This is a genomic window from Bacillus sp. MHSD_36 (assembly GCF_030757775.1).
Taxonomy (GTDB): domain Bacteria; phylum Bacillota; class Bacilli; order Bacillales; family Bacillaceae_G; genus Bacillus_A.
On the sequence record NZ_JAVBIS010000001.1, the window covers coordinates 381,892 to 394,263 of the forward strand.

Sequence of the window (12,372 nt, forward strand, 5' to 3'; positions counted from 1 at the left end):
TTTATAGCCCCCTTATAAATTTTTGAATGCATCGATTTGTTGTCGCGTGAAAGACTCCATATTTTCACCAGATGCATATTTTTTGTACCAATCAACAGTCCAAGCAATAGAGTAATCTGTTGATAACTTAGGAGTCCAACCGAGTTTATTTACTGCTTTTGTACTATCGAGTGTTAAAATTGGTGATTCATACGGGGTATTTGTATGAGGAGAAAGGACTGTTAATGGTTGATTCCATAATTTCATGATAGATTGAATGACCTCATAAACGGTTCTGTTAGGTTCATTCATCGGGCCAAAATTCCACGCTTCTGCATACGCGGCGTCTTGCCAAAGTTTTTCAGCTAAAAGGATATAGCCGTGTAAAGGATCTAATACGTGTTGCCATGGGCGAATAGCGTGTTTGTTTCTAATATTTAACGTAGCATCTTGTAAATATGCACGAATGACATCTGGGAATAATCGGTCTTCTGCCCAATCACCGCCGCCGATAACGTTACCTGCTCTTACTGAGGCAAGATTCTGAGTGTTAGTGCGGAAGAATGAGTTTTGATAGGACGTTGCCACTAGTTCGGCACAAGCTTTACTCGCACTATAAGGATCGAAACCTCCTAATCGGTCACTTTCTACGAATGCACGGTTACCGCTCCCATCATTTTCATAGCACTTATCACTTGTAACATTAATAATGCTGCGTATACTTTCTATCTGTTTTGCCGCTTCTAATACGTGAACAGTACCTAAAACATTCGTTTTAAATGTTTCGATAGGATCTTTGTATGAAGTGGTGACGATTGGCTGGGCAGCTAAATGAAATAGTATGTCAGGGTTATGATGTTTTAGGGCGTGTAATAAAGAATCGTAATCTGTAATGTCGCCTTTAATTGTTATGCACTCTTTTGCTACGTTACCTTGCTCAAAAAGGTTTGGAATGGATGGTGGATGAGAAGAATAGCCAACTACTTCTGCGCCTAAAGAAGTTAAAAAAAGAGTGAGCCAGGAGCCTTTAAAGCCAGTATGCCCTGTAATAAATACTTTTTTCTTATTCCAAAAAGATGATGAAGCCATATTACCAAACCTTCCACGGAGCGTTATTACTTTCCCATAGCTCGACTAATTTATTTTTATCGCGCAATGTATCCATCGGATGCCAAAAACCAGAATGTTGATATGCGGCTAGTTCATTTTTGTTTACTAACTGAACTAAAGTTTCTGTTTCAAAAACAGATTTATCTCCGCTAATGTAATTGAAAACATCAGGATTTAAAACGAAAAATCCACCGTTAACCCATCCGCCATCCCCGAGTGGCTTCTCTTGAAAGGATGTGACAGACTGTTTATCTAATACGAGAGAACCGAATCTACCAGGAGGTTGTACGGCTGTAACAGTTGCCATTTTTCCATGTTTTTTATGAAATGCAATGAGTTCTTTTATATTTACATTACTTAATCCATCGCCATAAGTGAGGCAGAAAGGTTCATCCCTGACGTAATGTTGTATTTTTTTAACTCGTCCACCTGTGTCGGTATTTAGACCAGTATCAATTAATGTAACTTTCCATGGTTCAATGCGATGAGAGTGGTTCGTAATTGTATTGTCACTTAAATGTATCGTAAAATCGGACATGTGTAAGTTGTAATTTAGAAAGAATTCTTTAATTGCATATCCTTTATAGCCTAAGCAAATAATAAACTCCGTAATGCCGTAATAACTATACAAACTCATAATGTGCCATAGAATAGGTTTTGTCCCAATTTCAATCATAGGTTTTGGTTTTAAATGAGTTTCTTCCCCAATCCTTGTTCCATATCCACCTGCAAGAATAACAGCTTTCATTTTTTCCTCCTAAAATAAAAATTTATAATATATACAGTATTCATATGAAATACAAATGGTATAGTTTTTAGCTAAGTGCGTAAAAATGTGTGGAACATGATAGGATGAGAAATATTAAGGTTTGAATTTTGGGAATAACTGTTGATACTCAGGGTGGTTACGAAGATCTTGTGTTATGCTACTAAGCTCTAAAAATCGAGTTTCGAGTTGCTCAGGGAATTGACCATAATGTGCTTGAAGTCCCATTCGAATGCCCTTTTTTGAAAGGGTAGGTGTTATTTGTAATTTTCTTGCCTTTGCATGTTCGTTCCAAGGGCTAAAATAAAATTTAACAATAAATGAAGGGGAGTTATAAACGATATGTTGATGCCGAGTAAAATGTCTGCCAGGTAAATATGCGCCATCAAGATGATTGTGTATAAATCTCCAGGCACATCCGATTTCTGGTTTATAAGGAAAAAGACCATGGTATCGTTGCTCTACTAATGGAATAGAATATCTTAGTTTGGAATAATTGTAATCATGCTTATCAATCATGACAATCATTCTTATCGCATACATATTTTGACCTAGCGTATGAAGTGAAGAGAAAAATTCTTCTACATTATTACAACAAAGAAATTCTGTAGTATTTAATACCATCTTCCAACCTGAAACTTTTCTTTCGATTTCCATCACCTCAATATCAGTATTAGTGGGGTCAAAATCAAGGAATCTTGAATTTCGTACTTCCCAGTTGGGAGCAAATAATTTACAAATTTCAACGGAACGATCTGTAGAACCTCTATTAATTAATATACCGTGATCAAATATTTTTGTATGATGCATAAGCCACCATGGTAATAAATACTCCTCGTTATAAAAGTGAGAGATAACTGTCCTAGTGATTTTAATCTCCTCCAATTGTATAAATAATGATTGTATTTCACTATTATTATCATATGTTTTACAGTAAGAAAGGTTGAAAGGAACGGGGGATTCCATTTTCCTATTTTAGTATCGGTATATCGAAAAAACAGCAATCTAACTATATAGATAGAGTTATAGAGTGTGAATATACTACATACTTAGATGGCATGTGAAATCGTGTATAAATTATGAATAATAAACCGTCACGTTTGACTGTACAGTTTATGTATTGTATGATGTTAGTAATATAAACAAGGGGGGAAGATCGTTGGGAAGGTGTATCGAATCGGACAGTTGGCTCTCATGGCTCACGTGTCGAAACGAACGATTGATTATTATACGAATCTAGGTATCTTAAAAGCGGAGCGATCTCAATCTAATTATCGCTATTATGACGAAACAGCATTTGAGACATTACAATTTATTGAGAAGTGCAAAGAAATGCATATGCCGCTTTGTGAGATTAAAGAGAAAATCGAGGAGAAGAAGAAGCTGCTCGGTATCAATGAACACGTTTCGAAACAAGTGAATGAAGTGACAGACCATATTCATCGATTAGAAGCAGAGTTAACGGAGTTAAAGCCGCTTTTAGATGGATTGACTGATTCACAACGTGAAAAAATATCGAAATCTTTATCTGGTCAAACGACAGCTTTAATACAGACACTTGCTCTATTATTATAGAAAAAGTGAAATCCGACCTCTTTAATTTTTGTATCGGGCTATGTTTTCTAAGAAACAAATAAGAAAACATTATAGTATACAGGAGGTGGACACCTTAGTTTTGTAAACTAAGGGGATTCATTGGAAATATTTAATTTAGTCATGGTTGCGATTTTAATCGCATTTACTGGATTTTTCGTAGCAGCAGAGTTTGCGATTGTAAAAATACGTTCAAGTCGTATTGATCAGCTTGTTGCGGAAGGAAAACGCGGTGCTTTAGCAGCGAAAAAAGTAACAACAAATTTAGATGAATATTTATCTGCTTGTCAATTAGGTATTACAGTTACAGCTATGGGATTAGGTTGGTTAGGTGAACCTACAATTGAAAAGTTATTACACCCGTTATTTGAGAAATGGAACTTAAACCCTTCTATTTCATCAGTATTAACATTTGGTCTTGCTTTTATGATTATGACGTATTTACACGTTGTAGTAGGGGAATTAGCTCCGAAAACGATGGCAATTCAAAAGGCTGAACAAGTAACGTTGTTATTGGCAGGTCCGTTAATGATGTTCTATAAAGTGATGTATCCATTTATTTGGGTATTGAACGGTTCAGCACGTGTGGTAACTGGCTTATTTGGTTTAAAACCAGCTTCAGAACATGAAGTAGCTCATACAGAGGAAGAATTACGCCTTATTCTTTCAGATAGCTATGAAAGTGGCGAGATTAACCAAGCTGAATACAAGTATGTAAATAACATTTTTGAATTTGATAATCGTATTGCAAAAGAGATCATGGTACCGCGAACAGAAATCATTGGTTTCTACTTGGAAGATTCAGTAGAAGAACACATGAAAGTAATCCAAAATGAACGATACACACGTTATCCGATTTTTGGAGAAGATAAAGATGATATTATCGGTATGGTCAATGTAAAAGATTTCTTTATTCGATATATGAACAACGATAAAGAGGATTTATCATCGATTCGCACGTATATGCGTCCGATTATTGAAGTGATGGAAACGACTCCAATTCACGATTTATTACTTCAAATGCAGAAGAAGCGAATTCCAATGGCTGTTTTATATGATGAGTACGGAGGAACAGCTGGAATTGTAACGCTTGAGGACATCTTGGAGGAAATCGTCGGCGAAATTCGTGACGAATATGATGAAGATGAAGCACCACCAATTCAATATGTAAATGAGCAACATATCATTGTTGATGGAAAAGTGCTTATCTCAGAAGTGAAAGATTTATTTGGATTACACATTGAAGAAGATGATGTGGATACAATCGGTGGATGGATTATGATGCAAAATCATGAAATTGAAGAAGGACAACATGTTGAGGCGGAAGGATATGAATTTAAAGTGTTAGAAAAAGACGCTTACCAAATTAAACGTGTTGAAATTCGTAAGATGGAACAAGAGCAAGAAGAAGAGAAAGCAGCAACTGTGTAAGTTGCTGCTTTTCTTCTAACGTATAAAAAATGCAAATTTAGGAGCGGATATTTTGATTCAAACAGCCTTACGTGTATATCGATTACAATTGTATGTGATCTTTAGTGGTTTACTACTTATGTGGACGATTACTCCGTTTGGAAAACAAGTAACAGGATTTGGTATCGGATTAGCTGTAAGTGCATATTGCCTTTGGTTATTAGCTCGCAGAGTGGAGAAACTTGGGAAAAGTATCGTAATGAAAGAAAAGGCTCCTGGATTAGGTATTTTAAACCGATTTGCAGCAGCCATATTAGGAGCTATCATTATGTATGAAATTGAGCATGAAATGGAAATGTGGGCATTTGGTACAGGTATTTTAGGTGGTCACTTTTTAATGATTGCGAATTTAGCTTATGCAAATATGCAGGTAGTGAAAGAAGAAGAGAAGCAAAGAGAAAAGGCTTCGAAAAACATAGAGCTATGATGAAAGGGACCTAATCGGGGTTCCTTTTTTAGTTTAGCGATATGATAAAAGGAATCAAATTAACGACAAATATAATACGCTTCTTTTTTGCGTTTTTCAATAGTATGAAAAATAATAAAAAAAAATTTGAAAACCCATCGATTTCTAAAGGTTATGTATGTTATCATGACAAAAGACTTTTTGAAAGAGGTGGATACCAATGTTACAAGCGTTACTTATTTTTGTGCTTCAAATTATTTACGTTCCCATTTTAACAATCCGTACGATTTTGCTTGTAAAGAATCAAACAAGATCCGCTGCTGGTGTTGGATTGTTAGAAGGAGCTATTTACATTGTCAGTTTAGGTATTGTGTTTCAAGATTTATCAAATTGGATGAACATCGTTGCCTATGTCATTGGTTTTAGTACGGGACTATTATTAGGCGGTTATATAGAGAATAAATTAGCAATTGGTTATATTACGTATCAAGTTAGTTTACTAGACCGTTGTAATGAATTAGTAGATGAATTACGTCACTCTGGATTTGGCGTTACAGTATTTGAAGGTGAAGGTATTAATTCAATCCGTTATCGCTTAGATATCGTTGCGAAGCGTTCTAGAGAAAAAGAACTGTTAGAAATTATTAATGAAATTGCACCGAAAGCGTTTATGTCTTCTTATGAAATTCGTTCATTTAAAGGTGGATATTTAACGAAGGCGATGAAGAAGAGAGCGTTAATGAAGAAGAAAGATCAAAATGTATCGTAAAAAGGGGAGTAGCGCTGCATTAAAAGTGCAGTATAAGCTCATATGTAAAAGAGAGGAATCTATTTGATGTAGATTCCTCTCTTTTTTATGAAAAAAATGTATCTGTTCATTGAAAAACTAAATCGTATAATTATTTTTTCTACTCATCCTCAAATTAATGATTAGCCATATAACTTGAAAAAATACAGGTATGATAAACGCGATTAATATAACGATAAGTGATATGGATTTAATTTCGGGTGTTTGAATAACACCAGCACCATCAACATCTCGTAGCCAAATAATAGCGGCCCATATTCCAAAAACGATAATCCAAAATAGGTTACCGATCCACCAAGAAATCCATCGTTTTTTCATGTTAGCACCCCTTACATTTATCTACTGTTAAAAGTGTATTTTCGTTCGTTACATTTATAATGAAATAACTTTAAAATTAGTTTTTAACCGTATATCTAACTTGTTTGAAGGTGACTATTTCTCCAGCATCATTATCATCTTTCGTTTGCAAAAGTTGAACTTTTGGTTTGTAGTCTGTCCTATGAGCGTGTTCGATATTTTTAATGTTAAGTTTGTAGGATTCACCATTATTTATTTTTTGTTCGAATACTTTTGTATTGGCAACATAAATAAAAGTCACTTTATTTTCATCAATGCCCTCGATCTTAATTTCTAATTCATTATCTTTTGTTGTAATCGTCGGTGTTACTAATTCAATACTGCCGTTTCCGGTTTCTAAAGAATTTTCTACTATAGTTGAACATCCGGATAATATGATTGCGGTGAATAGAAGAACAATTAATTTCTTTTTCATAACATCCCCCAATTTCAAGTGATTTTTGATTTTGGTATTACTAGACTGCTAGTGTTTTATGGAAATGTTTAGTTAGCATTCTTTTTGATTATACCATAATATGTAAAATAAAGCAGGCTGTATATCCAATTTAAGGGAGATTGAAAGTTTACTTATTACCGTAAATTAGTATTTTTACAGTAGGTATATATCTTCTTTAGGAAATCCTTTTTTTATTTAAAATATGTAGTGAGACAAAACCAATAAGTCCTATTCCGCCGAAAATAAGCCATGGTGTATACATTCCGTTTAAGTTGGATGTAAACCATGTACCGGTATAATTACCGATGATAAAACCAAATGCGAGTGATAGTTGATAAAAACCGAAGTAAGTAGCTGTATATGATTCATTACTGTAATTTGCAATAGCGATATCAGCGTTAGGTAATACGAGTGTTTCACCGATTGTAAATAAAATTACACAAATAAATAGCCAATATGGGTGTTGAAATAAAGGAATGAGTAAAAAGGAAATACTCATTAATAAAATACCGTATTTAATAATTAAAAGTGTGTTGTATTTATGAAATAGTTTTCGGAATAACACCATAAATATGACGCCTGTTATTGCATTTATCGTAATAACGAGTGTAGCAAGTTGATTGCTATTACTAATGTTTTTCATATGAAGTGGAAGTGCGACAGTAAGCTGCGTAAACATAATATAGAAGAAAATCATGATAAAGGAAAACAGAAGGAAAGACTTGTTTTGTAAGATGGCCTGTATTCCTAATGTAATAGACGTGTTTTCAGTAGTGACTTGGAAGTGATTTTTAAGTAAGTAAAAGATAAAAGCAAATAACAGCATAAGAAATCCTGTTAGAGAGAAAGCATAGATTGGATCGAGTAAGAGTAAGAACCCTCCTGCAATTGGTCCGATTATTGCACCGCAATTAAAGCTAAGGTTTAAATATGTAAATAAATTTTTTCTTAAATGAGCTGGCTGTGAGCCAAATATAGCACGAGCGGCAGGTTCGTAAAATGCAGTTCCGAAGCCAATAAGTGCAGAAGAAATAGAAATTGTATAGAAATCAGAGCATATTCCTAAAGCGATAAATCCGATTCCTCTCAAAAATAAACCGGATATCATCATAATGATATAGCCTATTTTGTCAGCAATTAATCCTGAAAATAAAGGGATAACTCGTGATGTAATTATTATAACCGTCAACACTGTTCCTACTTGAAAAGTTGAAAAATGAAGAAAGGTTAATAGATAAATAGCTAAAAATGCGTATACAGCAAAATACCCAAAAGACATAAAAAATGAAGAAATAAGCATGAAACGTATCGGTGTTGAGAAATTTTTCATAGAAATCCCCCTAATTATGTAACCAGTAAAATTATTTGATGGTTAACTATTTTATATTATAATTATACATAAAGTCAGAAAAAAGTAAATTTTAAGAAGAAGGTGAATCGAATTGGATCAAAACGCTCCAAATGAACTAGAATATATTCGGGAATTTTTAAATACATGGAGAATACCAAACGATACGAGAGAAGCAATTGATTTGCTGCAAACAGAAGAGGATATAAAGCTCTTTATGAAAGAATGTTTTGATGAAGAGCTTCCATTTCATACGATAGAAGAATTAAAAAGTTTTCGAGAAGATATTCGGATGGTAATTGAAGGAGAAGGATCGTTGCAAAAATGGTTAGAGAGATACCCATTTCATGTACATATAAAGGAAGATATGAAAGGTATTACATATGAACCAGTGCGGGAAGAAAATATGTATACAAAAGTATTAAGCATTGTGTTAACGGCAATTCAAGAAAATTTGTGGGGAAGGTTAAAAGCATGTCCAGATTGTCGTTGGGTATTTTATGACCATTCGCGTAATGGAAGTAAAAGATGGTGCGGTATGTATGCTGGAGAAGAAGGAGGAAGAGCGTGCGGTACAATTGCAAAAGTGAAAAATTACCGGGCAAAGAGAAAAGGGAGATCGGGTTATGATGTGTAATTTATATTAGTGCAAGAAAATTGGATGGGGGAATGTAGAATATGAAAGACACACAAATGTTAGCTTTAAATAAAAAGTGTTGGGATATAGTTGCACCTTATTTCTTTCAAGTTGATTGTTTACCGAAATATGGACCATATACAGCGTCTGAAGATGAAATTCATTTGTTTGATTCAATCAAAAATAAAAAGGTTCTTGATATTGGATGTGGAAGTGGGCATTCGTTGAAATATATGGCAGAACATGGTGCAGAAGAATTATGGGGACTTGATCTTTCGAGCACACAAATTGAAACGGCACATGAAACGTTACAGTCGTGGAATCCAAAGTTAATATGTGGAGCAATGGAAGAGAAAGGGGGTATTCCGAAAGGGTATTTTGACATAGTATACTCCATTTATGCATTAGGTTGGACTTCGGATTTAAGAAAAACGTTGGAATTGATATATTCATATGTAAAGCCGGGAGGAAGTTTTATTTTTAGCTGGGAGCACCCAGTATATTCAAACTTAATGTATGGGACAGAGGAGATTACTTTAAGCTCGTCTTATCATGAGGAAACTCCTATTATGTTTGAAACATTTAAAGGGGAAAATGTACAAGCAACGTTATATAAAAGAAAAATGAGTACATATATAAATGAGTTAAATAGAGTTGGTTTTACAATTGAGAGGATGGAAGAGCCTGAACCAGCTAGTTCATTTGCTGAAGAATTAGCTGAACCTTCTACGAAGTATTATTCTTTATATAAAGCTAGAATGGTGCCGACGACATTTATTATTAAGGCGAGGAAGTAATGTGTTTTATAAAAAGAAGCCTATCATTTCAAATAAATGAAATGATAGGCTTCTTTATTTTTTAAAAAATGAGGTTAAATGCGTACTCTTATTATAAAAATGCATTTTATATAAAAGGTGTAATTATTTGGGGGAGGAGGATTGTTGTGCGTCATCATAAAAATTGCAAAAAATTTGGAGTGGCACTGCCTCTTCCACTTATAGGAGCAACAGGCCCTACTGGTAACAGTGGACCAATTGGACCTACAGGAGGGCATGAAGGTCCGGTTGGGCCTACTGGGGTGACTGGCCCTACTGGAGCAACTGGTCCCCAAGGTCCACAAGGTATACAAGGAGTACAAGGGAACCCGGGAACAACTGGTGCTCAAGGAATACAAGGAGCAATTGGCGATACGGGTGAGCAAGGAGTAACAGGTCCAGTTGGCTTGCAAGGGCCTCAAGGATTAATTGGAAACCAAGGTTCAACGGGTGATATTGGAGTACAAGGATTAGAAGGAATACAAGGAATTACAGGCCCTACTGGTAGTCAAGGTATACAAGGTCCACAGGGAATACAAGGAGAGATAGGTGAGCGAGGACAAACGGGAGCACAAGGAATGCAAGGTGTGATAGGGGAAGCTGGTATTACAGGTGTAACAGGTCCCCAAGGTTCCCAAGGAGCGCAAGGAATACAAGGGGAGGACGGAACTACAGGTATACAAGGAGGAGAAGGTCCACAAGGAATACAAGGAATTACTGGAGAGGAAGGACCCCAAGGTAATCAGGGAATACAAGGTGTAGTAGGCCCAACTGGTTCTACTGGTCCACAAGGCCCTCAAGGTATAAGCGGAATAAAGGGAATAACAGGTGTAATAGGTCCTCAAGGTCCATCAGGTATTCAAGGAATACAAGGAATAAACGGATCCACAGGTTTTCAAGGAGCAAAAGGAATACGAGGGATAACAGGAGCAACCGGTCCTACCGGTACACAAGGTCCAGTAGGTCCGCCTGGTGGACCTACTGGAATAACCGGTCCAATTGGTCCATCTAGTGGAGTGACTGGTCCGGCTGGTCCACCCGGTCCACCTGGGGGGCCAACAGGTCCAACGGGCGAAACTGGTGCGCGGGGTGTAACAGGGGGAACTGGTGCGATAGGAGCACAAGGGTTACAAGGAATAACTGGTCCAACTGGTCCTCAAGGTGTAAGAGGAGCGCAAGGAGCTCAAGGTGTAGTTGGAGCAGTTGGCTTTCAAGGAGCACAGGGGCCCCAAGGCTTTCAAGGAATAACAGGAGCAACCGGTGCAGAAGGTCCAATAGGCATACAAGGCCCGCAAGGAGAAATCGGTCCAACGGGTGCAGAAGGTCCTAAAGGTGTGCAAGGAATACAAGGAATAACTGGTCCAACGGGAGCACAAGGAGTGCAAGGGTTACAAGGAATAATAGGTCCCACAGGTCCAACAGGAGCGGCAGGAGCTCAAGGTGCACAAGGAATCCAAGGGGCAACCGGTCCAGCAGGAGCACAAGGCATACAAGGTGCACAAGGGATCCAAGGAGAAACAGGGGCAGCTGGAGTGCAAGGAATACAAGGAGTTCAAGGGATACAAGGGATAACGGGATTGACAGGTCCTCAAGGTGCACAAGGTCCTCAAGGAGTGCAAGGAATAATAGGGCCGACTGGAGCTATTGGTTTGCAAGGACCTCAAGGGATACAAGGTATAGTAGGCCCAACAGGAGCACAAGGCTCTCAAGGTATGCAAGGCATACAAGGAATAACAGGTCCGACAGGTGCGCAAGGAGTTAGAGGTCCCCAAGGGAATCTAGGAGAAAACGGGATAACAGGTCCTCAAGGAGTGCAAGGTGCGCAAGGTCCTCAAGGTCCTCAAGGTCCTCAAGGAAACATTGGAATTATTGGTGAAACCGGAGACACAGGAGCGACGGGAGCAACCGGAGCGACTGGATTACAAGGTGTTCAAGGAGTACAAGGAACTATAGGGCTACAAGGGATAACGGGACCGACCGGAAATACAGGAGCAACGGGTCCACAAGGAATACAAGGTATTCAAGGTAGTCAGGGCTTGCAGGGGCAGGCTGGTGTAATAGGGATGACAGGAGTTAGCGGAAGTATAGGACCGGCCGGAGCGCAAGGTAGTCAAGGACCTATTGGAGCTGTGGGACCTACCGGAGCCACTGGTAGTGCAGGTTCAATAGGTTTCTTGGGAATAGCGGGAGCGACTGGAGCGACTGGTTTACCTAGCGGGGGCGGTTATTTCTTTTCTACTTCAACGAGTGCAATTGCAGCGAATGCACTAATACCAATCAATTCCGGTTCTACAATTTTTGGAGCAGGAATTAGTTTAACAAGTGCAACAACGATAACGTTAAGTACGCCAGGAATATATTTAGTAAGTTATTACTTTCAAGGTGATCCAACTGGTGGAAATGAAACGATTTCAGTGAGGCTTACTTTAAATGGAACACAAGTCGCAGGGAGTTTTATTTTTTATGTTACAGGAGGTACTTTTGTATTAGAACCAGCGATTTCTAATACGATGGTCATAAATGTTGCTTCTTCAAATGCTACTTTATCTTTACAAAATGGCCCATTAGCTATTGGGCATGTAACGACATTATCTGGTGTGATAACAGCTAGTTTAAATGTATTAAAAATAGTTTGATACGTTAGTTA

General features: G+C 37.3%; 12 protein-coding genes and 1 pseudogene. 7 read left to right on the plus strand and 6 right to left on the minus strand.

Annotated features, from left to right (window positions below; translation table 11 throughout):
• Positions 1 to 12: 12 nt before the first annotated feature.
• The 3 genes from rfbG to Q9B79_RS01995 all read right to left on the minus strand — a co-directional run bounded on the left by rfbG (position 13) and on the right by Q9B79_RS01995 (position 2,746).
• Positions 13 to 1,068: a CDP-glucose 4,6-dehydratase gene (gene rfbG, locus Q9B79_RS01985; RefSeq protein WP_306182417.1), complete on the minus strand. Its 1,056-nt coding sequence runs from the start codon at positions 1,066 to 1,068 to the stop codon at positions 13 to 15.
• Between the two features lies 1 nt (position 1,069).
• Positions 1,070 to 1,837: a glucose-1-phosphate cytidylyltransferase gene (gene rfbF / locus Q9B79_RS01990; RefSeq protein ID WP_306182418.1), complete on the minus strand. Its 768-nt coding sequence runs from the start codon at positions 1,835 to 1,837 to the stop codon at positions 1,070 to 1,072.
• Between the two features lie 114 nt (positions 1,838 to 1,951).
• Positions 1,952 to 2,746, minus strand: coding sequence for a glycosyltransferase family 2 protein (locus Q9B79_RS01995; RefSeq protein WP_306183309.1), 795 nt, complete (start codon positions 2,744 to 2,746; stop codon positions 1,952 to 1,954).
• 276 nt (positions 2,747 to 3,022) lie between these two features.
• Here Q9B79_RS01995 and Q9B79_RS02000 point away from each other — a divergent pair, with 276 nt between their 5' ends.
• The 4 genes from Q9B79_RS02000 to Q9B79_RS02015 all read left to right on the plus strand — a co-directional run bounded on the left by Q9B79_RS02000 (position 3,023) and on the right by Q9B79_RS02015 (position 6,093).
• Positions 3,023 to 3,430, plus strand: a complete 408-nt coding sequence (locus Q9B79_RS02000; RefSeq protein WP_000285637.1) for a MerR family transcriptional regulator — start codon at positions 3,023 to 3,025, stop codon at positions 3,428 to 3,430.
• 120 nt (positions 3,431 to 3,550) lie between these two features.
• Entirely contained in the window at positions 3,551 to 4,879 is a 1,329-nt protein-coding gene (locus Q9B79_RS02005; protein ID WP_306182419.1) for a hemolysin family protein, read from the plus strand.
• A gap of 52 nt (positions 4,880 to 4,931) precedes the next feature.
• Entirely contained in the window at positions 4,932 to 5,345 is a 414-nt protein-coding gene (locus tag Q9B79_RS02010) for an ATP synthase subunit I (RefSeq protein WP_306182420.1), read from the plus strand.
• A 199-nt stretch (positions 5,346 to 5,544) separates the two neighbouring features.
• Positions 5,545 to 6,093: a DUF2179 domain-containing protein gene (locus tag Q9B79_RS02015; protein WP_306182421.1), complete on the plus strand. Its 549-nt coding sequence runs from the start codon at positions 5,545 to 5,547 to the stop codon at positions 6,091 to 6,093.
• Positions 6,094 to 6,210: 117 nt separating this feature from the next.
• Here Q9B79_RS02015 and Q9B79_RS02020 read toward each other — a convergent pair whose 3' ends face one another.
• The 3 genes and pseudogenes from Q9B79_RS02020 to Q9B79_RS02030 form a co-directional block, all read right to left on the minus strand.
• A complete protein-coding gene (locus Q9B79_RS02020; RefSeq protein WP_078419174.1) occupies positions 6,211 to 6,450 on the minus strand; it encodes a DUF3923 family protein in 240 nt (79 codons plus the stop codon).
• Positions 6,451 to 6,526: 76 nt separating this feature from the next.
• Positions 6,527 to 6,922 (minus strand): hypothetical protein, encoded by a 396-nt coding sequence (locus Q9B79_RS02025; protein WP_306182422.1) that lies wholly within the window; start codon positions 6,920 to 6,922, stop codon positions 6,527 to 6,529.
• Positions 6,923 to 7,078: 156 nt separating this feature from the next.
• Positions 7,079 to 8,255, minus strand: a pseudogene (locus tag Q9B79_RS02030) (MDR family MFS transporter).
• 112 nt (positions 8,256 to 8,367) lie between these two features.
• On the opposite strand from Q9B79_RS02030, the gene Q9B79_RS02035 reads away from it, so the two are divergent.
• The 3 genes from Q9B79_RS02035 to Q9B79_RS02045 all read left to right on the plus strand — a co-directional run bounded on the left by Q9B79_RS02035 (position 8,368) and on the right by Q9B79_RS02045 (position 12,361).
• A complete protein-coding gene (locus tag Q9B79_RS02035; RefSeq protein WP_306182424.1) occupies positions 8,368 to 8,910 on the plus strand; it encodes a CGNR zinc finger domain-containing protein in 543 nt (180 codons plus the stop codon).
• 41 nt (positions 8,911 to 8,951) lie between these two features.
• Positions 8,952 to 9,707 (plus strand): class I SAM-dependent methyltransferase, encoded by a 756-nt coding sequence (locus Q9B79_RS02040; protein ID WP_306182425.1) that lies wholly within the window; start codon positions 8,952 to 8,954, stop codon positions 9,705 to 9,707.
• 146 nt (positions 9,708 to 9,853) lie between these two features.
• The gene (locus Q9B79_RS02045; RefSeq protein WP_306182426.1) at positions 9,854 to 12,361 is read left to right on the plus strand and encodes a collagen-like protein; all 2,508 of its coding nucleotides are present in this window, start codon (positions 9,854 to 9,856) and stop codon (positions 12,359 to 12,361) included.
• Positions 12,362 to 12,372: the final 11 nt, after the last annotated feature.